18 protein-coding genes and 1 pseudogene are annotated in these 21,319 nt (G+C 59.1%); 13 read left to right on the plus strand and 6 right to left on the minus strand.

All coding sequences use genetic code 11. The features are described 5' to 3' along the window. The first annotated feature begins 1 nt into the window (after position 1). The 3 genes and pseudogenes from GGQ98_RS14540 to GGQ98_RS14550 all read left to right on the plus strand — a co-directional run bounded on the left by GGQ98_RS14540 (position 2) and on the right by GGQ98_RS14550 (position 3,144). Positions 2 to 1,194, plus strand: a pseudogene (locus tag GGQ98_RS14540) (IS91 family transposase). A gap of 327 nt (positions 1,195 to 1,521) precedes the next feature. Further along, positions 1,522 to 1,989 carry an IS5 family transposase gene (locus tag GGQ98_RS14545; RefSeq protein WP_279380258.1) on the plus strand — a complete coding sequence of 156 codons (468 nt, stop codon included), beginning with the start codon at positions 1,522 to 1,524 and terminating at the stop codon, positions 1,987 to 1,989. A gap of 126 nt (positions 1,990 to 2,115) precedes the next feature. After that, positions 2,116 to 3,144, plus strand: a complete 1,029-nt coding sequence (locus GGQ98_RS14550) for an AraC family transcriptional regulator ligand-binding domain-containing protein (protein WP_184070772.1) — start codon at positions 2,116 to 2,118, stop codon at positions 3,142 to 3,144. Here the strand turns inward: GGQ98_RS14550 and GGQ98_RS14555 are convergent. From GGQ98_RS14555 to GGQ98_RS14580, 6 genes are read right to left on the minus strand one after another with little or no spacing between them, the layout of a single operon-like run. Continuing rightward, entirely contained in the window at positions 3,141 to 3,884 is a 744-nt protein-coding gene (locus GGQ98_RS14555; protein ID WP_207791430.1) for an SDR family oxidoreductase, read from the minus strand. The genes GGQ98_RS14550 and GGQ98_RS14555 overlap by 4 nt on opposite strands. A 20-nt stretch (positions 3,885 to 3,904) precedes the next feature. After that, positions 3,905 to 4,336, minus strand: a complete 432-nt coding sequence (locus GGQ98_RS14560) for an ester cyclase (protein WP_184070775.1) — start codon at positions 4,334 to 4,336, stop codon at positions 3,905 to 3,907. Next, positions 4,333 to 5,319 carry a DUF7065 domain-containing protein gene (locus GGQ98_RS14565; RefSeq protein ID WP_184070777.1) on the minus strand — a complete coding sequence of 329 codons (987 nt, stop codon included), beginning with the start codon at positions 5,317 to 5,319 and terminating at the stop codon, positions 4,333 to 4,335. The genes GGQ98_RS14560 and GGQ98_RS14565 overlap by 4 nt, the downstream gene beginning before the upstream one ends. Positions 5,320 to 5,329: 10 nt before the next feature. Continuing rightward, positions 5,330 to 5,848 (minus strand): hypothetical protein, encoded by a 519-nt coding sequence (locus GGQ98_RS14570; RefSeq protein WP_184070779.1) that lies wholly within the window; start codon positions 5,846 to 5,848, stop codon positions 5,330 to 5,332. Next, positions 5,848 to 7,104, minus strand: a complete 1,257-nt coding sequence (locus GGQ98_RS14575) for a phosphotransferase family protein (RefSeq protein WP_207791431.1) — start codon at positions 7,102 to 7,104, stop codon at positions 5,848 to 5,850. Before GGQ98_RS14575 ends, GGQ98_RS14570 begins: the two co-directional genes overlap by 1 nt. Beyond that, positions 7,105 to 9,387, minus strand: coding sequence for a TonB-dependent receptor (locus GGQ98_RS14580; protein ID WP_184070781.1), 2,283 nt, complete (start codon positions 9,385 to 9,387; stop codon positions 7,105 to 7,107). A gap of 384 nt (positions 9,388 to 9,771) precedes the next feature. Between GGQ98_RS14580 and GGQ98_RS14585 the strand changes: the two genes are divergently transcribed. From GGQ98_RS14585 to GGQ98_RS14630, 10 genes are all read left to right on the plus strand, one after another. After that, positions 9,772 to 10,206, plus strand: a complete 435-nt coding sequence (locus GGQ98_RS14585) for an ester cyclase (protein ID WP_184070783.1) — start codon at positions 9,772 to 9,774, stop codon at positions 10,204 to 10,206. Continuing rightward, positions 10,203 to 11,432, plus strand: a complete 1,230-nt coding sequence (locus GGQ98_RS14590) for a cytochrome P450 (RefSeq protein WP_184070785.1) — start codon at positions 10,203 to 10,205, stop codon at positions 11,430 to 11,432. Before GGQ98_RS14585 ends, GGQ98_RS14590 begins: the two co-directional genes overlap by 4 nt. Next, on the plus strand, positions 11,429 to 11,737 hold the full coding sequence (locus GGQ98_RS14595; RefSeq protein ID WP_184070787.1) for a Rieske (2Fe-2S) protein: 309 nt from the start codon (positions 11,429 to 11,431) through the stop codon (positions 11,735 to 11,737). Before GGQ98_RS14590 ends, GGQ98_RS14595 begins: the two co-directional genes overlap by 4 nt. Beyond that, positions 11,734 to 13,143, plus strand: coding sequence for an FAD-linked oxidase C-terminal domain-containing protein (locus GGQ98_RS14600; RefSeq protein WP_207791432.1), 1,410 nt, complete (start codon positions 11,734 to 11,736; stop codon positions 13,141 to 13,143). Before GGQ98_RS14595 ends, GGQ98_RS14600 begins: the two co-directional genes overlap by 4 nt. Further along, on the plus strand, positions 13,140 to 13,841 hold the full coding sequence (locus GGQ98_RS14605; protein ID WP_184070789.1) for a glutathione S-transferase family protein: 702 nt from the start codon (positions 13,140 to 13,142) through the stop codon (positions 13,839 to 13,841). The genes GGQ98_RS14600 and GGQ98_RS14605 overlap by 4 nt, the downstream gene beginning before the upstream one ends. After that, the gene (locus GGQ98_RS14610) at positions 13,834 to 17,325 is read left to right on the plus strand and encodes an indolepyruvate ferredoxin oxidoreductase family protein (RefSeq protein WP_184070791.1); all 3,492 of its coding nucleotides are present in this window, start codon (positions 13,834 to 13,836) and stop codon (positions 17,323 to 17,325) included. Before GGQ98_RS14605 ends, GGQ98_RS14610 begins: the two co-directional genes overlap by 8 nt. A gap of 17 nt (positions 17,326 to 17,342) precedes the next feature. Further along, entirely contained in the window at positions 17,343 to 18,758 is a 1,416-nt protein-coding gene (locus tag GGQ98_RS14615) for an aldehyde dehydrogenase family protein (protein ID WP_184070793.1), read from the plus strand. Beyond that, positions 18,755 to 19,888, plus strand: a complete 1,134-nt coding sequence (locus GGQ98_RS14620) for an SDR family NAD(P)-dependent oxidoreductase (protein WP_184070795.1) — start codon at positions 18,755 to 18,757, stop codon at positions 19,886 to 19,888. The genes GGQ98_RS14615 and GGQ98_RS14620 overlap by 4 nt, the downstream gene beginning before the upstream one ends. Then, positions 19,876 to 20,607: an EthD domain-containing protein gene (locus GGQ98_RS14625; RefSeq protein ID WP_184070797.1), complete on the plus strand. Its 732-nt coding sequence runs from the start codon at positions 19,876 to 19,878 to the stop codon at positions 20,605 to 20,607. The genes GGQ98_RS14620 and GGQ98_RS14625 overlap by 13 nt, the downstream gene beginning before the upstream one ends. A gap of 213 nt (positions 20,608 to 20,820) precedes the next feature. Then, positions 20,821 to 20,979, plus strand: coding sequence for a hypothetical protein (locus GGQ98_RS14630; RefSeq protein WP_184070799.1), 159 nt, complete (start codon positions 20,821 to 20,823; stop codon positions 20,977 to 20,979). Positions 20,980 to 21,319 lie beyond the last annotated feature (340 nt).

Consider the following 21,319-nt stretch of genomic DNA (forward strand, 5'->3'; position numbering starts at 1 on the left):
GATGCGCGCCTCACTCGAGGTCGCCGACATCTTCCGCACTGCCGGGCCCGGCTACCGGGCCGCCCGTGCCGGGCACCTGAACCTCGTCCAGCTCAAGGTGATGACGGCGATCGAGAACTGCCGCACCGCTGCCCTTGGCGGTCACGTTGAGGGCTGCGAAGACTGCGGCATCAGCGGATCGCCTACAACAGCTGCCGTAACCGGCACTGCCCGAAGTGCCAGGGCGCCGCCGCGCGCACCTGGCTCGCCGAACGCAAGGCGGACCTGCTCCCGGTCGGTTACTTCCACGTCGTGTTCACGCTGCCCGCCGAGATCGCCAACATCGCGTTCCAGAACAAGGCCGCGCTCTACGACCTGCTGTTCCGCGCGGCATCGGAGACGATGCTGACCATCGCCGCCGATCCGAAGCATCTCGGCGCGCGGATCGGCATCACCGCCGTGCTCCACACCTGGGGCTCGGCGATGACGCACCACCCGCACGTGCACATGATCGTGCCGGGCGGCGGGATATCGCGTGACGGGCAGCGCTGGATATCGTCGCGGCCTGCCTTTCTCCTACCGGTGCGCGTGCTCGGCACGCTGTTCCGGCGGCTGTTCCTGACCCGGCTGCTGGCCTTGTACGACGCCGGAGGGCTCTTCTTGGGCGGAGGCATCGCGCCACTCGCCGAACGGCGGGCGTTCCTGCGCTTCCTGTCGCCCGTGCGGAAGAAACGCTGGGTGGTCTATGCCAAGCCGCCGTTCGCGGGACCACAGGCGGTGCTCGCCTATCTGTCGCGTTACACCCACCGGATCGCGATCTCGAACCGGCGGCTGATCGCGTTCGACGGCAACGGCGTCACCTTCCGCTACAAGGATTATCGGCGCGACGGCCCCGAGCGGCAGCGGGTCATGACACTCGCCACCGACGCGTTCATCCAGCGGTTCCTGCTCCACGTCCTGCCGCGCGGGTTCCACCGCATCCGCCATTACGGTCTGTTGGCTGGCTCTGCTCGCCGGGCTAGCCTGGCGCTTGCCCGCCAGTTGCTCGAGGTTGCGCCCGAACCGGCCAACGACAACACCGACGAACCTGTCGACCATCGCCCGCCGTGCCCATGCTGCGGCGGTCACATGATCGTGATCGAGACCTTCGAGCGGTGGCAGCAGCCACGGGCACCGCCAGCACCGGTCACCCGCGACCGGGAACTCGCGCCATGACCCGGCATGGCCTGCGACCACCCAATCCAGCGGCCATGGCCTCGCTGGAAACGCAAACTCTCACATCCGTCGCCGACGCCAATCGCAAATGCTGCGATGGGGCGCCAAAACGACGATCATATACGTGGTCCCGTCACCGAAAATACGCGTGGTTGATGCGGTCCGTGCCGCCATCAGGTAGCACTCCGTCGGCACCGCAGATCCCACCGAATCCGAAATCCCCATAGCTTGGCACCCCGATCCGCGGGTCGTACCTGTCCGGGTTTAGTACGCCTGTCGGCGCCCGAAACCCTTCGACGCACCGGACCGGCTGTTCATCGACAGCAGTTGCATCAAGGTTCACCGCTGCGCAGGCGGCGGAAAAGGGGGGGCTTGGCTCATGGTATCGGCCGCACGAAAGGTGGACGAAACACCAAACTCCACGCCGTCTGCGACACGAAGGGCCGTCCCTGCGTCCTGCTCCTGACGCCCGGAAACGTTCACGATTGCAAGATTGCGCAGCTCTGCATCGAGGCGATGCCGCCGTCTGCTGAACTGGTCGCCGACAAGGGCTACGACAGCCAGGCGTTGCGGGAATTGCTCGTCGCGCGCGGCACCGAGCCCGTCATCCCACCCCGCAAGAACCGCAAAATCCAGTATGATTACGACCGCGCGATCTACAAGCAGCGCAATGTCGTCAAGCGCATGTTCTGCCGCTTCAAAGACTGGCGGCGCATCGCCACCCGCTTTGATCGCAACATCAAAAACTTCATGGGCGCCATCAGCCTCGCCGCTGCCGTCATCTGGTGGCTGTAGTGAGTCCGGACCCTATTATCTCAAGCCCCAATGCATTGCAGAGGCTTCTTGTTCTATAGTGCGATGGTTAGTGTGTATGAGGCGAGAATCGTTTTTGGATGATTGCGCTCGAAAGGTGATGGGATTGTGCAGACCGGTCTTTCCGCGTGGGTATTTGCGATTGTTCGGGCGCTTGAGGACGCTGCTATCGATACCGCGCAGCTGCTGCGCGGGATTGGTATGGCGCCCGAGAAGGTTGGTGACCTTCAGCATCGCTATTCGCAGGAACGAGTTACCAGCCTGTGGATCGCGGCTGTCGAGGCGACGGGAGACAGCAATTTTGGGCTGAAGGTCGCACGCCACATACGGCCATCGACTTTTCACGTCGTGGGCTATGCAATGTCTTGCAGTTCTAGCTTGAAGAGAGCGGCCGAGCGTTTTGCACACTCTGCCCGGCTCATTTCAGATGCTGCTGTTGTCGATTTCTCGAAGATTGGCGACGACTATCTCTTGAAGGTCGACCTTCATACAGGTGGACGCCAGCCTATTTACCAAACGATCGATACCATACTAGCGGGCTTCCTCATACTCTGCGAATGGATCCAGAGCGCACCTGTCGTACCCTTGGAAGTCAAGTTCCGGCACCGCAAACCTCAGGATGAAAGCGACTACCTCCGGATTTTCCGCTGCCCGATCCGCTATGGGCAGAAGGAAAACAGCATTCTCTTCCGGGGTTCCGACCTTGAGCAGCCCGTTCCGTCGGCAAATGAGGAGCTTGCAATGCTGCTGGATGAAATGGCAGCTCGTCACCTTGCCTATCGTTTCACCAGCCATTTTTCGCTCAAGGTCCGTGATGCTCTTGTTGGCCAGTTACCGAACGGGGAGCCGAGCAAGCAGGAAACCGCGCGCCTCCTTGGTATGACGGAGCGCACCTTGCTTCGTCGGCTGCGCGATGAGAATACTACCTTTCAGGAGCTGCTTGACCGACTGCGCGAAAAATTGGCGTTTGATTATCTACGCCGCGACGATCTTACGATGGAGAAGATCGCCTATCTGCTTGGCTTTTCGAGCAGCAGCGCCTTTTCGCGTGCCTTTGTCCGCTGGACAGGGCAGCGGCCAAGCGAATGGCGCGACGGTCGGCCCCGCCTGGGTGCCAATGGCGAACTTCTGGATTAGTCGGTCGTAGAGAGCGCAAGCTCAATGCCCTTGATGGATGGGCCGGCGCTCCAGCCGCCGTCAACGAGAAGGGTTTGTCCGGTAACGTAACTTGCGTCGTCGCTCACCATGAAATGAACGACGGCTGCGAGTTCCTCGGGCCTGCCGATACGGCCGAGCAGGGTGAAGACATTTGCGTTGCGCGCCACCATGTCGGGCGCCTCGTTCATTGCGAGCGGCGTATCGATGATGCCGGGGGCGACGCAGTTCACGCGGATGCCGGCAGGTCCATATTCGACGGCGGCGGTCTGGGTGAGCGAGATGATACCTGCCTTCGTTGCGGCATACTCGCCCCATTGCACAAAGCCGCGAACAGCCGTGATGGAAGATATGTTCACAATCGCGCCGCCTCGCGTCATCCGTTTCGCAGCTTCACGAATTCCCGTTTGTACGCCCAGAATGTGGAGGCGCCAGAACCGCTCGGAGCGTGCGGGTTCGGAGTTCGCGAGGAGCGCGCCTTGAGCGATACCCGCATTGTTGACGAGTATGTCGAGCTTACCAAATCGTTCGACCGCTGCTTCGCACAGGGCGGTAACCTCATCGGGCTGCGCGCAGTCGGTCCTGCGAAATTCACAGCCCCAGCTTGCGGCCTGCGCCTCATGATCGTGGATATCGGCGATGACGACCCGAGCGCCCGCACGTTGCAGGCGCTGCGCAATCGCGGAGCCGATGCCAGACCCACCGCCCGTCACGATCGCCACCTTGCCGGTAAGATCAAACATCAGGAGAACTCCAGTTCTTGAGGAGCCTGCAACCCTAGCTGCCGCATTAGCGCGGCGGTATCCCAGAGGCTGCGTTCGAGCGTGATCTTTCCATCGGAAAATGCGTGGATTGTCATCCCACGAACGGAGGTCTTTTTTCCTGCTGCCGGCAAGCCTAGAAAGTTCGTGCGGTGATCGATCTCCCAAGTCCATTCGAGGCAGCCGCCCCGTTCGTCACCATGGTATCGTGCCGCCTGGAAGACATGGTGCGAAGCATTGGGATCGGTGTTTTCGAAGGTCTTGAACCAACGGCGCAGCGCTTCGCGGTCATTGTCGATACGAACGCCGAAGTTCATGTCCTCATATTCAAATTTTTCCGGATAGTTGGCCATGAGTGCCTCGAGCTGATTGTCGAAAAGTTCGAGCCAGTTCTGTTCCCATGCGAGATTCATATCGATCTCCCAATAATGCCTTGTCGTGCGAGCGTAAAACGCGCGATGCTGGCCCGGCTGACAACCTCCTGAAAGGCTCCGGTTCCGATGCGGCCATCATGCAGCCACTGCACCATGCCTTGATAGTAAAGAACGCTGACATAGGGCGCCCAAGGTGCCCACGTCTCGAAATGCCCGGAAAGTGCAAAGTGTGCGCCGTCCTCGTCCTCAACGGTCAGCGCGAACCTGTCGGGGCGCAGGCTACTGCGTTCCGTACGCCCTTCACCCGCGACAAGGGCTCTGACATTGCCACTGCGCATCACATATCCATGCAGCACTGGACCGAAACGTGACATGTCCGACGGATCAAGCGCCATCAAGGCGTTGACCGAGAGGTCGTCGCCGAAATGGGCCTGAATGAACACTGCGCTGCCGTTGTCGCGTTCGAGACGGGGCCCCCAGCTATGGTCCATCGTTGCAAGGCAGGTAAACCGATGTGTGACACCGCGAAGCTTGAGTGCGCCATCGACTTTCCCTGTCATATCGAAATGACCAGCGAACGCTTTGTCCCAGGCTCCACCTAAACCTTTCCTCCGGGCAAGAGGGTCTTGATCGGGATCGTTGAAATCCTGTGGACGCATCAGCCCATGGAAGGTGAAGTGCAGCTCCGTGTCATCGATGCCCAGATAATCGATGCGGTAGTCCCGCGGGGCATTGAGCACCTTCACCTCGAGACCATTGCGAAGTGAATAGTGAGATAGACTCGCAGGGCAGGGGATGTGCTGTTGATTGTCGGTGTAGGCTAGGCCTTCCCAACTGAAAGCGCAGTGATCGAAAATGGTGATATCGCTGAGGCAGACGCCGAGACCGGGGCGGAATACGGTGTAAGCCGCGCCTGATATTCCAACTTCCGGAATCCAGAAGGGGAAATAGTTTGTTTCGGCCCAGCTTTCACGATGTGCTTCCGGTACCGCGTGGAACTCCACATCTTCGGGTTTGATCATGACATCAACCTCACTCTCCCGTTCCAGCGATAAGCGCTTCTATCTCCGGTACGGTGGAGGGATCATTTTCCCAGCCCTGCATCAGCACCCAACTCCGCTCGCGAAGCAGCTGGGTCGATGAGGCGTCAAGAAGTGCGCGGACGGCGGCCCTTCCGATAGCATCCTTACGCGAAGCGAGGCCAGCTGCGATTTCGCCAATTGCACTGCGAAGCGCAGCGATGGCGGCGACAATATCCCCAGGGGACGCCTTCGCGCGCTCGAGAACGACAATGCCACGATCAAGTGTAAAGCTGAGCGCTTCGGAATCTGCGGCTTGCGCAATGTCCTGCGCGAGGTAGACGAGCCGGCCCAATTCGTCACAGTCATAAGCATGGGTGTGCGGTAGCCTATCGGAAATGAGCGTGAGAAGCCCGATCACGATTGAGACCTGTTCCTGCGCCATCTTGTCGTGTGGATCGACCGACGGTGCAATCACTTCGGTGAGCGATTTTAATACCGCTTGCAGTGCAAGTTCGGGGCGGATTTGCATCAAATCGCCTCCTCAAGGCGGGAACGCAATTCTTCGAGGAGCGGATAAGCGAGGCCCATGAGCCAGACAAGCAGAACATCCTGGTGAGATTTGCCATTGCGTGCGTTTCGAAAGCCCGCGCCAAGGACAATGACGATCGCCTTGTAAGCAGAAAGAACACGGTAAAAATGCAAGGTTGCCGGAATCGCCGGCAGGCCGGAAGCTTCTTCGTAGCGAGCCAGGAACTGGGTTTCAGGAAGAAGCCCGCAGGTCAGAAAATCGCCGCCTTCGGAATAGTGGCCAAAGGCTGGACTCATTGTCCAGGCAAGGTCCTCGTGCCGGTCGCCGATGTGCGCGAGTTCCCAATCGAGCCAAGCCGTGATCCTCGCACTCTCTTCATCGAACAGAAAATTACCTGTCCGATAGTCGGCATGGATGATCGAATGCCGATCGGCCCTGGGCAGATTGTGCCGCATCCATCCGGCAGCAAAGCGCATCAAAGGGATGTCCTCGCCGGCATCCTCTTCCCACACGCGTTCCCACCAATTGAGCGCCCATTCTGCTGCGCGGTAAGGTGTATCGGGTTTGTCGAACGCCGTCAGGGCAGGGTGATCGATCGGCGCTTTATGGATGAGAGCCAGCTGCGATAGAAAATGTGGAGTGAGCCGCTCGCGCAGCTCAATGCCGAGATTGATGCCGAGGCCCGTGACGTTGCTGGTTGAACGCGATGGTTTGGTAACGCCTTCGCTGAACCCGTAAATGAGGGCGGGATAGGGTAGAAATGTCGCGTCCGGATCGACCCAATATGCCTTTGGCACCGGCACGATGCCTTCGAACAGGGATAGCATTTGATGCTCCCTTAGCCTGCTTGTCTCACACACCGATGCGGCCGGTTCCATCCGTAGAACCAGCCTTGTCAGCGATGGCGATCCGTCGGGCGGAATCCAGTCCAGCGTAAACGCCATCTGCAGCTTTGAAGCGCCGCCTGTCAGCCAATGCGGATCGACAATGGAAAAATCGCCTGAATGAATTGTGGCAATGAGTGCCCGAACACCTTCAACAAGCCGTTCGAGATTTGCACCACCGAAGGATGGTCCGGGACGAAGTTCGAGTTTGCGCCGGAGCACACGATCGATCTCGCGTTCGACCGGAAACCTTTGACTGAGACGTTCAATCCATTCAGCAGTTGGGCGGTCTTTGTCGATGACATCATATGTCATGGCAGCAGGCCTGCAATAAGCGGCGCCCGGATCGTAGTCCGGGCGCCGTTCGTTCAATCAGAAATTCAAGCGGGCTTCCATGCCGTACGAGCGTGTCGGGCCTCGGTAGTTGACTGTGAAGAAGCCCAGCAGCGGCACGACTTCCTGAAAGTATTTCTCGTTTGTGAGATTGTCGCCGTAGGCAGAGATTTCCCAGCGATCTCCGCTCTTAAGCGAGAGACGTGCTTTCAGGAGGCTAAGTGGCTTTCGGCGCGTTCCCGGCGTGTTCGCGACGTCCCACCAGATCGAGCCATAGTGGTTGTATTCGACACGCGGGACCAGGCTGAGGTCCCCGCCAAGCTCGATTGTCTGGCTCGCGCCAAGGTTGAGTGTGGATTTGAACGCGCCAGGCGCGACATTGCCATTGAACGCCGGGTTGCCCGCAAAATCACTGACTCGCCCGTGAGTATAGCCGTAACCGCCGAACAGGCGCGTACCGGTCGGGAGTTGCAAGTCGAAATCGATATCGAAGCCTTTCAGCTTCACCTTGTCGATACCGATCGTGGTCTGAAGACCAACGGTTGGATAGAATTCAAACTGCTGAGCGCCAGAAATGTTGGTCTTGAACACGGCGGCGTTGACCGAGAGGCGACGGTCGAGGAGGCGCGCTTTTGCACCGATCTCGTATGAGGTCGAAATTTCCTTGTCGAACCCATCCTGCACATAGACCGAACTCGCAGGAAGCCCGGCATCTTCTGCGGCGGCGATCAGCGCCTCGCGGGAGCCGATGGGGTTGAAACCGCCGGACTTGAAGCCCTTGCCGTAGCTCGCATAGACACTGGCGTCACTCGAGATTTCGTACGAAACGCTCGCCTTCGGCTCGAACTGCTTGAACGTGCGGTCCGCATCGCACTCGTCAATCGGCTTTCCCGTCAGTGCAATACAATTATTGTAACTGACCCCGGTGAGCGGGTTGATCGCAGCGGAAGCGGCCTCGGAAATTGTGCGCTTCTCAGTGTCATAGCGACCCGCGAGATTGATGCGCAGCTGATCGGTGACATTGAACTGAACGCTCGCAAACGGCGCATAGCTCGTTGTCCGATAGAGCGGATTGCTGAACGACAATGTTGGACGGGGGGAGCCGGCAGGATCGATGACCCGGGGGTCGTCAGGCAACAAGCCGTCGCTGTCGATGCTGATCTTGCTGGTCTGGTCACGGGTAAAGCGCAAATAGTAGAAGCCGACCTGCCACTGCAGAGGGCCACCCGTTCCCGAGGTGAGGCGGACTTCCTGTGAATAGTTCTTATCGAGATATGTGTATTGTTGCACGTTGGCGCCGACTGTTCCAGTGTCGGGAACGTAAGGCGGTGAATCGCTGGCGAAATATTGATTGAGACGGTTATAGGCCGAAATTGAGGTGAGTGTCGCCCAGTCGAAATCGTAATCTATCTTGAGCGTGGCGTCGAAGAAGTTCTCACGGAACACGCCCCGCACATTCGATACGAAATCCATATTGGCATAGTTGGCGTCGAGAACCGGCGGATTGGCGGGAAGTCCTCCAATCCCTGTACCGGCAATCTGCGCGTTGTAGGCGCTACCGCCGCCACGTGATTTGTGCCCACCTAGCTTCAAGTCGATAGTGAGTCCGTCGCCATTGTCATAAAGAAGACGTCCACGACCATTGTAGCTGGTGAAACGATGAACCTTCTCACCGGTTACAACGTTTGTGAAAGGACCATCCGTGTCGCGGAACGAGCCGGCAAGTGTGAATCCGAGACCTTCAGTGAGCGGCCCGCTGATGGTTGAGCTGATTCGCTTGGTGTCAAAATTGCCATAGGCCGCGACAACGTTGCCTTCGAACTCGTCGCTGGGCTTTTTGGTCGTAATGACGATTGCACCAGCCGCGGCGTTACGGCCGTAGAGAGCGCTCTGCGGCCCCTTCAGAACCTCGATCTGCTGAATGCCGAACAAATCCTGATTGAAAGGCTTCACGCTCGACAGGGTGACACCGTCGATAACAATCGCAACGTTGGGGTCGGAGTTGCGCACGGAGGTCTGGCCGCGGATGTTGATGTAGGCTTCACCTGCGTTGTCTTCAATGAAGGTGACATTGGGCGTCGTGCCCAGAAAGTCTGCAGGGCGGGTGATGCCGCGCTCCGCGATAGCCAGTTCGGTGACAACGTTGACCGAAATCGGTACCTGCACGAGATTCTCGTCACGCTTGGTAGCGGTCACGATGATTTCCTCGATGCCAGTGCTGCTGTCAGTGGCTGGCGCCGTCTGCGCCACCGCAGGCGCGGCAAAGAATGGAATGGCCAGTGATACGGCCGAAGATGCGCGCAGAAAAATGGTCCTTATCATGTCAATCCTCTCCCGATAGGTCCATCTTGTGTCCGGAGCGTGTGTCCCGGCGATGGTCTTCTATTGCGCCCCTTAAGACCAGCAATGCGGCGATATTGAAATGCCCGTGCGTGACAACGATTACCCTAGCGAGACAAATGATTCGCTGGCGGATGCCGGATTTTTGGCTTTGTTGCGTTGAAGCACTGGGCATGCGAGTGGCAGATATCGATATTTTTGGCACGAAAAGGCACGCAATGTTCCGTGCGGACATAGCGGGGCGGGCGAGGTCGCTTTAGATTTGCCGAATAGACGTTGCGAGGAGGCGCTGGCTCTTGTCAGGTTCTCTCGCAATGAGAACAATCCGAACACCCGAGCCATATCGGGGTGGAACCTTGGAGGGTGATGATGAATCTCAAATGGGCTCAATATTGGATTGGCCTGTTCGCAGACAAAACCGATGAGCTGATGACGCTGTACGATCCCGGCATCCAGTTCGAGGATGTCAATTTCGGTTTGCAGATCAATGGGGACCTCGTTGCGCTCCGTAAATTCTTCGAGGGCTTCATCATCGAAGATCCAGCCGCAAGTTATAACAAGTTCGATGTATTCGATTATGTAGGCGACAACCGGCTCGGCTCCTTCCAGTGGACTTGGGAAACGAAGCATGCGGCCGATTTTCTCGGCCTGTCGGCCGCCGGGAAGATCACGAAGACCCGCGGCATCACTGTCATGGGCTGGAACGAACAGGGCAAAATCATCCTGGAGCGAAGCATCTGGGACGCGATACCGGTGTTTCAACAGCTCGGTGCACTTCCGGCCGCAGAGGCAGTACAATGAATCAACCTCTTGGAGTTGACAGGCCTCCCGTCACCTATGACCCCCTTGACCCCAAGGTAACGGCGAATCCCTATCCGCATTATGCCCAGCTGCGTGCCGATGCACCGGTCCACTGGCTCGACTCGATGCAGGGATTCGTGGTGTCTCGCTGGGATGATGTCACAGCGGTGCTGAAGGATGGCAAGACCTACTCGTCTTCGCGATTCTGGCCCGCTCTCCTGGGTGAGTATGATCCGGTACCCGAGGTGCCGCCGATGATATCGCTCGACCCGCCCGGTCACATGCGAATCCGGAAGCTCGCCAACAGTGCGTTTGTGCCGAGTCGCGTCGGCGCGCTGCAGGAAAAAATCGTGTCGGTGGCCAATGAGCTTATCGACGTGATCTTTGAAAAACATGGAAAATCAGGTGAATTCGATTTCGTTTGGGAATTTTCGGCACTCTTTCCGGTTTCCGTCGTGGCGGATGTTATTGGTGTAAACCTTGAGCGGCGTGTCGACTTCAAGCATTGGGTCGATGATCTGCTTTCGGCCGGAAACCGTGCAGCTTACGGCCCGGAACGGTTGGCGGAAATCGAGCGCAGTTCCAAGGCGATCCGTGCCTATTTCGAGGATATTTACGACCAGCGCCTTGCTGAGCCGCGCGAGGACCTGATCAGCGGCTTCATACAGGCCGAGGTCAATGGTGAAAAGCTGACGCGCAGCGAGGTGCTGAATCTAGCGATCCTTCTGCTTATCGGGGGCGTCGAAACCACCACAAACCTTCTAGGCATCACCTTCGTTCATTTTAAACGCAACCCTGACGCATTGGCGGCTGTGCGCGAAAATCCGGAGCGGATTCCGACTGTTCTGGAGGAGGTGCTGCGGTTCGACGGTCCAGTCCAGATGCTGTTTCGTCATACGATGCGTGACACCGAGCTTGCCGGCACTGCGATACCCCAAGGGTCGCTCGTCCTGCCGCTGCTTGGCTCCGCCAATCATGACGAGCGAAAGTTCGAGAATTCAGAGAGCTTTCGCTGGGATCGTGATCCCAAGGAAATCATGTCTTTCGGTCAAGGACCTCATTTCTGCCTTGGCTCCTTCCTGTCACGGATGGAGGCAAGGACGGCGCTCCAGATTCTGCTTGCGCGTTTCGAAGAGCTGCTTCCGATCAGTGACGAGGTCCAGTGGATGGACAGTTATTTCGCACGCGGCCCGAAAACCCTTCCGGTTAGGTTCAAAGCGCGATGAGCCAAACGGAATATCGCGCTGGTTCGCTCGCGGCGCTTGAAGCCGGCGAACCGGTTATTACCGAGATCGGTGGCGTTGAAGTCGCGCTGTTCCTCTGTGAAGGCGAAGTCGTGGCGACGCAGGGGCAATGTCCGCATGCCGAAGGCCCGCTCCATGAGGGTGAAGTCGAAAAATGCATCCTGACGTGCCCCTGGCATGGCTGGACCTTTAACCTGAAAACCGGCCTTTGTGGTGAGGACGATTCGATTGTTCTCCAGCGCTTTCCGGCGCGGGTTGTGGGCGACGATGTACTGGTGACGCTGTGACGGAGGCGAGCACCATCTCGAATGCTGGAAATGAGCTGATCGAGACGCTTCGGGCTCTCGTCGGCGATGGCGGCGTTTTGACCGGCGAGACGGTGTCATCGCGGTATCCGGGCTATTTCATGGATCGTATCGAGGCCGACGCGATCATCCGCCCGCGAACGACGGAGGAAGTGGCTGGGATCCTGAAGCTGTGCAATGCCGCCGGCCAGCCCGTCGTCGTTCAGGGCGGGATGTCGGGCTGGGTGCGCGCCACGCAGACGAAACCGGGCGACATCGTCATCTCTTTGGAGCGCATGGCTGCCATTGAAGCCATCGATCCGGTCAACCGCACCGCGACGGTTCAGGCCGGAGTTGTTCTCGATACGCTGGAGAACGCGCTGGCCGATCATGGCTTAACCTTCCCACTCGATCTGGGTGGCCGGGGATCCTGTCAGCTTGGCGGAAACGCGTCCACCAATGCGGGCGGAATGCGTGTCATCAGATACGGCATGATGCGAGATCAGGTGCTGGGCGTGGAAGCCGTCCTTGCCGATGGACGGATCATCTCGTCGCTCAACCAGATGATCAAGAACAATACGGGTTATGATCTGAAGCAGCTGTTCATTGGGTCAGAAGGAACGCTCGGGGTCATCACACGTCTCGTACTCAGGCTGCGTGAACGACCCACCAGCTGCAACACCGCGATCGTCTGCGCGCAGCGTTTCGACCAGATGGTAAGCCTGCTGCGACATGTGGATCAGGGTTTCGGCGGTATGCTCAGTGCGTACGAGCTGATCGACAATAGCTTTTTCGTGGTCAACACAGGCAACGGCAGCCATGCGGCGCCTCTGCCCGGGGATCGTCCCTATTACGCGATCATAGAAATGCTGGGGTCGAACCAGGAGCGCGATGCCGAAATGTTCGAGACGGTTCTCGGGAAGGCGGCGGAGCTTGGGTATTTCGACGATGCCGTACTGGCGAGTTCGGAAGCGCAGCGACAGCAGATCTGGTCTATTCGCGAGGATCTTGAACACGTCGTACGCGAGTTTCAGCCGTTCTACGCGTTCGACGTTTCGCTGCCGGTCGGCGATATGGAACGCTATATTTCAGAAGTCACGTCCCGGTTGAAGGCTCGCTGGCCGGAAGGCAAGATCGCATTCCTGGGGCATATGGGTGATGGTAATCTTCACATCGCAATCGGTGCTGGCGGACCGGATGACCGCCACGCTGTCGAAGAATGTGTGTACGAGCCGCTGCGTCCGATCGGTGGATCGATTTCGGCCGAACACGGAATCGGCCTTGAAAAGAAGTCATGGCTCGATGTGTCGCGGACAGCGGAGGAGTGCGGGCTCATGTCGGAAATCAAGCGGCTGCTCGATCCCGGCAACATTCTCAATCCCGGAAAGATCATGGACTTGCATCCATGACGCAGCTTCGTCTCCTCGGCTATCCGGTGAGCAACTACGTCAATATCGTGCGCGCTGCCCTCATCGAGAAGCAACTGCCTTTTGAGTTTGTGATAACGCGCGCATCACAGGATGCATCTTTTCGTGAACTCAGTCCGCTCGGAAAAATTCCGGTGCTTGAAACCGGCGAAGGGCCGCTGGCCGAAACAGTTGCGGTCCTCGACTATCTCGACGATGCCTTTCCCGCGATATCGCTTCGACCGGATGCTCCTTTCGAGCGTGCCCGGTCGCGTCAGACGATCAATATCATACAGCTCTACGTGGAAGCGCAGGTCCGCCAGCTTTTTGCCGGCGTTTTCATGGGGGGCAGGAATCTGCCCGAGACTGAGGCATCTGTAAGGGGCATGCTTGACAGGGCCACGGCTGCCTTGACGCAGCGCCTTCATCCCGCGCCCTTTCTGCTTGGTGAACGTCCGGGGCAGGCGGATATTTTCGCTTTCTACAATCTTGGCATCGCTGAGCGGGTCACCCGCTTCGTCTACGATCGCTCGATTATCGAAGAGATCGGTGGGCTGGAAGGCTGGTGGGCGAGCATGGAATCGCGGCCAGCCACACGAGAGGTGATGGCTGATTTTCACAAGAGTTTCGCAACCTATCTGGCGGATCACGGCGCTGCTTATCGTGCCGATGAACCGTTGAGGCTCGTATCCGATGCGTGATGTCAAGCTGACCGACAAATATACGATCGACGAGGGCACCGTGCTGATGACCGGCACACACGCGCTCGTCCGTCTTCCCATGCTCCAGAAAGACCGCGATACGCGTGTGGGCTTGAATACTGGCGGGTTCATATCGGGTTATCGTGGTTCTCCTCTCGGTAGTTACGATCAGGAACTGTGGCGCGCGAAGGATCTGCTGCAAAGCATGGACATCCTGTTCCAGCCGGGCGTGAACGAGGATCTGGCGGCGACTGCGGTCTGGGGAACGCAGATGCTCGCAGGGATTCCGGGCGCGACGAAGGACGGCGTTTTCGCGATCTGGTATGGCAAGGGGCCCGGGGTGGATCGCTCGGGCGATCCGTTCAAGCACGGCAACATGGCAGGCTCGCACGCCAACGGCGGCGTTCTGATCGTCGCGGGTGACGACCATAGCGGCAAATCGTCCACGGTCGCTCACCAGAGTGAAATGGCGCTGATGCACGCGGGGATGCCGATCCTAGCGCCTTCGGATGTTCAGGATGTGCTGGAGTTCGGCCTGCTCGGTTGGGCGATGTCGCGTTACACCGGGCTATTCACCGGATTCAAGATGTGCAACGAGGTGCTCGAACAGACGATGACTGTCGAGTTGCCCACGCTCGACAATGGTCCTGTCCTACCCGAGCGCGGGACGGCGCCAGCAAACGGTTTTCACAATTTCCCGACCCATCTCGACCGTGTCCAGTCGGAGATCGTCGCCAAGCGCTTCCGCTGGCCTCTTGTCGAGAAGTTCGTTCGCGCGAACGGGATCGACAAAGTCCTTATCGGCACGGGTATGCGCCGTCTCGGTATCGTATCGACTGGCAAGGCAGTGCAGGATGTTCGCCAGGCGCTGAAGCTGCTGAACCTTACGGACAAAGATGCGGCGGCTGTCGGCGTGTCGCTCTATCAGCTTGGATGCATGTATCCGGTTGAACGCGAAGGGCTGGCGGAATTTGCCGCCGACCAGGCGGAGTTGTTGTTTATAGAAGAAAAGGAAGGGCTCACCGAGGCGCAGGCGAAGGCCATCCTCTATGGCAAGCCGGGCGCGCCGCCGATCGTTGGCAAGTGTGACGAGACCGGCGCCTTCATGATCCCGAGCGACGAGCAGCTTGATCCGCTGCAACTCGCTCTCGTCATCGCGGAGCGGTTGCGGCGTCTTGGAAACGAGACGTCTGCGATTGTGGAGCAGGTCAGCGCTCTTCGCTCCGCGATGACCAAAGTTGCAAGCCTCAAGCCGGGGGATGCGGCGCGCGCGCCCTATTTCTGTTCGGGTTGCCCGCACAACACGGGCACGCGCTTCCCCGAAGGCAGCCTTGCCGGCGGCGGGATCGGATGCCACGCCATGGCGATGTACTCGGGCCCCGCAATGCTCCCGAATACGCAAATGGGCGGCGAGGGCGCGCATTGGTACAGTCTCGCCCATTTCACCGAGACGCCACACATCTTTCAGAATATCGGCGACGGCACCTATTATCACTCAGGTCTGCTGGCGATCCGCGGCGCGGTGGCTGCAGGGGTCAACATGACCTACAAGATTCTGTTCAACGACGCGGTTGCGATGACCGGTGGGCAGCCGGTCGATGGCCCTTTGACGCCGGGCGATGTCACCCGTCAGGTTCTGGCCGAGGGCGTGGAGCGCTGCATCGTCGTCACCGACCGTCCCGAACTCTACGACGCGAACAGCGGCCTTGGAGAAGGGGTCACGGTCCACCATCGCGATCAGCTCGATGCGCTACAGCGCGAACTTCGCGAGGTGAAGGGCATCACGGTCATCGTCTACGAACAGACCTGTGCCGCAGAAAAGCGTCGTCGACGCAAGCGGGGTAAATTTCCGGACCCCGCCAAGCGCATGTTCATCAACAGTGCGGTCTGTGAAGGGTGCGGCGATTGCTCTGTGCAATCAAACTGCGTCAGCGTCTGGCCGAAAGAGACTGAATTCGGCAGAAAGCGTCAGATCGATCAATCGAACTGTAACAAGGATTATAGCTGCGTCAAAGGCTTCTGCCCGAGTTTTGTGACTGTTCTCGATGCCGAGCCGCGCAAACCCAAGGCTTCTGCACTTGCAGGCGAGGCGCAGACTGATCTTCCCGAACCCACGCTCGCTCCGGTCGAGGAGGGGGCTTACAATATCATGGTGTCCGGAATCGGCGGCACGGGTGTCGTCACCGTTGGCGCACTTCTCGCCATGGCGGCGCATCTTGAAGGTCGAGCCTGCTCCGTATTCGACATGACGGGCCTCAGCCAGAAGAATGGGGCAGTATATAGCCATGTCCGTATTGCTGCGGCGAACTCTGATCTTGCGGCGCAAAAGCTTGGCACGGGAGAGGCTGATGTCGCGCTCGCTTTCGATGCTGTTGCCGCGCTTTCGAAGGAGCCTGTCGTCACACTGTCCAGCGATCGAACGACAACAGTCGTTAATGCGCGTATCACACCCACGCCGGCGTTCCAGCGCAATCCCGATCTCGTACTCGATCAAAGCCTGATCGTCGGGCGCCTCCAGAAGCTATCCGCAAAGCTCCACGGCGTTGATGCGACGGGGCTGGGTCTCGCACTGTTCGGCGATACGATTGCAGCAAACCTCTTCATGCTGGGATATGCATCGCAACTCGGGCTTCTCCCGGTGTCTCCGACTTCGATTGCACGCGCGGTGGCGATCAACGGTGTCGCGGTGGCGTTCAACCAGTCGGCATTCGCGCTCGGACGACTTCTTGTTGTCGATCCGCAGAAGGTCGAGTCGGCGGTGATGGCAACCAGAGTTGCGGCGGAATTCCAGCCACTTACTAATCTGAGGGAGATTGTGGAGCATCGCTGCGCGCTGCTGACCGACTATCAGAATGCGGCCTATGCAGCCCGCTACCGCGTGCTCGTCGATGAGATCGCTGCCGCTGAAGCCCGGATCATGCCGGGGAGCGACACGTTGGCGATCATGGTTGCACGCAATTTCGCCAAGCTGATGGCGTACAAGGATGAGTACGAGGTCGCCCGGCTCCACGCCGATCCGGCTTTCCAGCGTGAATTGGCAGCGACTTTCGAGGACGGAGCGAGGATCCGCTACAATCTTGCGCCGCCGCTCTTTTCGAAGCGCGACCCCGATACAGGGCATCTGTTGAAACGGGAGTTTGGCCCTTGGGTCGGCAAGCTGTTCCCGCTTCTTGCCAAAGGCAAGAGATTGCGCGGCACTGTCTTCGATCCCTTTGGTCGAACCGATGAACGCAGGATGGAGCGCGCGCTCATCGACGAGTATGAGGCGCGTATGCGCGGCATTGCTGTCGCGTTGACACCGTCGAATCACAAGATTGCTGTTGAGGCGGCAAGCCTGCCGGCGCAGATTCGGGGTTATGGCCATGTCAAGGAAGCTTCGGTCGAACGGGTTCGCGGGCTCGAGGTCAGCGTTATGGAGCGCTTCCGAAATGCGGCCGCTGTGCCACAAACAAATGAAGAAAGTCGGGTGGCTGCGACCGCCTGAAGATTGGGGAGAGAGACATGGCCCGGATGTTGATTGGCGGTGAACTTGTGGAGGGGAGCCGCACTCTCGATGTCATCGATCCTTGCACTGGTGCGGCATTCACTCAGGTTCCCGACGCGGACGAGGGTGACGTCGAACGCGCGGTGGCTGCTGCCAAAGCGGAGTATCCAGCCTGGAGCCGTATTGCGCCCGAGTCGCGCGGGCAGGTGCTACGGGCAATGGCCGCAAAGATCACCGAGAATGCAGAGGAACTCTGCGCGCTTCTGGTTCAGGAAACGGGCCGACCGATGGCACTCGCGCAATTCGAAATTCTGCATCTCGCGACGAGCTATCTCAACTATTATGCCGGGCTCGAGGTTCATCCCGAACTGATCGTTGAAGATGACACGCGCCGGGTCGAACTACACCGCAAGCCGCTAGGCGTGGTCGGAGCCATTGTGCCGTGGAACGCGCCCATCTACATCGCGTGCAGCAAGATCGCGCCAGCGCTTGCAGCCGGGAACACCATCGTTGTGAAGACGGCGCCGACAACCCCGCTGACTTCGCTGCGGCTCGGCGAACTCTGGGCAGAGGTCGTGCCGGCGGGTGTCGTGAACATTCTCTCGGGCGGCAATGATGCGGGCGCCTTGCTCGTCGCGCATAAGGATGTTGCGAAGATCACCTTCACGGGATCGACGGAAACAGGTCGCAAGATCATGGCTTCAGCGGCACCGACTCTTAAGCGTGTAACGCTCGAGCTTGGAGGTAACGATGCCGCGATCGTGCTTCCCGATGCCGATGTTGCCACGATAGCGCCTGCGATCTTTGCTTTTGCATTCTTTAACTCGGGCCAGGTGTGCGCCGTCATCAAGCGGCTCTATGTCCACGACAGTCTTTACGACGCGATGTGCGAAGCGATCGCGGGGCTGGCGGCATCCGCAACTGTTGCGCCCGGCAGCGATGCCGCCGCCGAGTTCGGCCCTGTACAAAACAAGGCGCAATATCAGAAGGTGCTTCATTATCTCGCCGAGGCGAAGGTCGCCGGAAAAATCATTGCCGGTGGAGAGGTTACCGAAGGACCTGGTTATTTCGTACCTCTAACCGTCGTGCGTGACGTCTCCGATGGATCGCCGATCGTCGATGAGGAGCCATTCGGGCCGATCCTGCCGATCATTCGCTACAGCGATGTCGACGACGCCGTTGTCCGCGCAAATGCATCGCCGTTCGCGCTTGGTGGTTCGGTCTGGGGCAGCGACCTTGCCAAGGCGACTGCGGTGGCTGCGCGGTTGGAGAGCGGCAGCGTTTGGGTTAATCAGCATTGCGCGCTCGATCCGCAGGTGCCGTTTCCCGCCAACAAGCAGTCGGGCTTTGGCGTCGAAGGCGGTATCGAAGGCCTTTACCCCTATCTCGCGTTGCAAACCATCAACGTTGCCAAGCCGGGGGTAGCGGCATGACAACCCTTATCGTCTGTATCAAACGCAAGCCTGGTATGAGCCGCGAGGCGTTCACGGCCTACTGGCAGGAAAAGCACGGTCCCTTGATCAGATCATGTACCGATTTCATGCGCCATATCACCAACTATACCCAATATGCGATTGCGGATGCCGATAGTCCGATAGCGCGACTGTTTGGGATGTCGGGCGAATATGACGGCATTACGGTTCTCGATTTCCATAGCGCAGAGTCGATGGCGCAGGCTTTCGTAGAGCCTGCCTATCTTGCGAATGTCCGACCCGACGAGAGCAATTTTGTTGACCTGCAGGGTTGCCAGTCCTTTGTTACCAACCCCAAGGCAGTCATTTCGGCGGGTATCGGCCTGTTCGATCTCGCCGGCAAGGTTGCGGTCGTTACCGGCGGTGCAAAGGGCGTTGGAGCCATGATCAGCCGATCGCTTGTGGCTGCGGGCGCGCGCGTATTCATCGTGGCACGGGGCAGCGCGGAAAATGAGGCCTTTGCCGCGTCCCTGAATGCGCATGGGTCCTGCGTGCTCCTCGCGCATGACCTTGCGACCAGTGAGGGGGTTTCCGATGCCGCAGCTGCGATCGCGCGTGAAACGGACCATGTGCACATCCTCGTGAACAATGCCGGCACCTTCACTGCAGCGCCAGTGGATGCCATCACTCCTCAGGAGTGGGACCGTGAATTCGGGGTTAATCTCCGCGCGCCCTTCTTCCTTGTACAAGCGCTGCTTCCTCAGCTCAGTGCCGCTGCGCGTGAAGGTGATCCGGCCCGGGTCATCAATATCGGCTCGATCGCAGCGCTATGGGCGAAAAGCAGCAGCGCCTATGCCTACAGCGCAGCAAAGGGTGGGCTCCACCAGTTGACCCGCGCCTTGGCTTCCGACCTTACGCGCAAGGGGATCAACGTGAATGCCATCGCGCCGGGCTTCTTTCCAAGCGACATGACCGATGGCTTCTTCACCGCTGTTCCCGGTCTCAAGGAGCAGATGGTTGAAAGCATACCCGCCGGGCGGCTTGGCAGCGAAGCGGATATCGGGGGAACTGTGATCTATCTCGCATCGCGCGCGGGCGCTTATGTCTCTGGCGCGATTCTTCCTGTCGAGGGTGCGTTATGGTCGGCGTAAGCACCGTCGCGCTCATCGAGCGTCGACCGGACATCACCCGATCGCTCTTCATGCGTTATTGGCGGGATGTGCATGGCGTGATGGCGGCACGAATACCGGGCTTTGACTGCTATACCCAGCATCATGTGACGCCGCTCGATCCGGATTCCGAACCGTTTGAGGGAATTGCGATCGTCACCTACCTGTCAGAGGATGACCGTGCAGGTCTCATCCACAGCGAGGTGACCCAGCATATCTATCGCGACGAGCAGAACGTATTCCGCCGGGCGCTCCTTTATAATCTGAGCGAAGGCGCCTCGCGCAAGATATACGGTGACGCGTACGCCGAGGGGCAGACGATGTTTGTCGTTGCGGAAGCGAGCGTCAATGTTCATGCAGATATTGCGGAGCTTGGCGATGGGGCACTCTATCTTGCAGTCTACGATCTGACGAGCGGCGATCCAGCAGGATGGAACCAGACAGATACGAGTGGTCGGACCTTTGTATCGTTGTTGCACGGCATCTGGCCAGATCGGGACAGTGCAATTGCGGCAGCGGAAAGGCTGAGTGCATCCGCCTATCTGCTCGATGAGCGTTATGTGATGGTCAAGGCTGGCAAGCCAACGCCGGTCGGGCTTCGTGGTCTCGACGCGGTAAAAACGATTGAGGAGGCTGGGGCAGATAACCAGCTGAGTGACGTGGTGGTGCGGGCCATTTATGGAATAGCGACGGCCCCATGACCCTGCCGGGTGAGTCGGCTGCAAGGGTTTTCAGCTGACCAGCGCAGCGATCGATTTGTCCGCCAGCATGACGGCGACGCTCTTCTACAGTCTCGGCAGCTTCATTCCATCGCTATCTCGCTTGTGGTGACTCTTGCCGTGTTCCTGTCCGGCTCGGCTGCAGGGCGCCTTTGCGACCGATACGGTGCGGCAAACATCGGCGCGGCAAGTCTGTTGGCATATGCGCTGGGTGTGGTGATTCTTGTCGCCACCGCAGGCAGCATCAAAATTTTCTGGATGCTCTATGCGCTCATTGCTCTTCTCGGTGTCGGATCGACACCCATCGTGCTCGTTCGGCCGATTGCGGCGGCGTTCGAGAAGCAGCGGGGCTAGCGCTAGGACTTGCACTCACGGGTGCGGGCCTAGCGGGTTTCTGGGTTCCCCAGCTTGTGGCGGGGGTTACCGAGGCGGCTGGTGGGCGCGCGGCCTATTTTGCACTTGCCGCGATTGCCATCCTTATGGCGCCGATCGTATGGTTCGGTTTCCGCAGTGTGCCGCAAGGGCGCAAGGCAACTGCGTCCGACACCCCCGCGACTGGCATGACGGCAGGGGAGGCGCGCAGAACCAGTTGCTTCTGGCTGTCAATCGGCGTCCAAAAGGGACCCCCGATCGGCGTGCAAAAGGGACCCCACCGCGGCGTGGCGATCGGTTGATGTTGAGCGCGAGTTTCGCT

This window comes from Sphingosinicella soli (genome assembly GCF_014199685.1).
Lineage (GTDB): Bacteria > Pseudomonadota > Alphaproteobacteria > Sphingomonadales > Sphingomonadaceae > Sphingosinicella > Sphingosinicella soli.

Excerpts from the sequence above, each read along its gene's own strand:
- GGQ98_RS14605 (WP_184070789.1), top strand. The coding sequence starts at position 13,140 with ATGACGCAGCTTCGTCTCCTCGGCTATCCGGTGAGCAACTACGTCAAT.
- GGQ98_RS14570 (WP_184070779.1), bottom strand. The coding sequence starts at position 5,848 with ATGCAAATCCGCCCCGAACTTGCACTGCAAGCGGTATTAAAATCGCTC.
- GGQ98_RS14585 (WP_184070783.1), top strand. The coding sequence starts at position 9,772 with ATGATGAATCTCAAATGGGCTCAATATTGGATTGGCCTGTTCGCAGAC.
- GGQ98_RS14580 (WP_184070781.1), bottom strand. The coding sequence starts at position 9,387 with ATGATAAGGACCATTTTTCTGCGCGCATCTTCGGCCGTATCACTGGCC.
- GGQ98_RS14620 (WP_184070795.1), top strand. The coding sequence starts at position 18,755 with ATGACAACCCTTATCGTCTGTATCAAACGCAAGCCTGGTATGAGCCGC.
- GGQ98_RS14590 (WP_184070785.1), top strand. The coding sequence starts at position 10,203 with ATGAATCAACCTCTTGGAGTTGACAGGCCTCCCGTCACCTATGACCCC.
- GGQ98_RS14560 (WP_184070775.1), bottom strand. The coding sequence starts at position 4,336 with ATGAATCTCGCATGGGAACAGAACTGGCTCGAACTTTTCGACAATCAG.
- GGQ98_RS14610 (WP_184070791.1), top strand. The coding sequence starts at position 13,834 with ATGCGTGATGTCAAGCTGACCGACAAATATACGATCGACGAGGGCACC.
- GGQ98_RS14615 (WP_184070793.1), top strand. The coding sequence starts at position 17,343 with ATGGCCCGGATGTTGATTGGCGGTGAACTTGTGGAGGGGAGCCGCACT.
- GGQ98_RS14595 (WP_184070787.1), top strand. The coding sequence starts at position 11,429 with ATGAGCCAAACGGAATATCGCGCTGGTTCGCTCGCGGCGCTTGAAGCC.
- GGQ98_RS14565 (WP_184070777.1), bottom strand. The coding sequence starts at position 5,319 with ATGATCAAACCCGAAGATGTGGAGTTCCACGCGGTACCGGAAGCACAT.
- GGQ98_RS14625 (WP_184070797.1), top strand. The coding sequence starts at position 19,876 with ATGGTCGGCGTAAGCACCGTCGCGCTCATCGAGCGTCGACCGGACATC.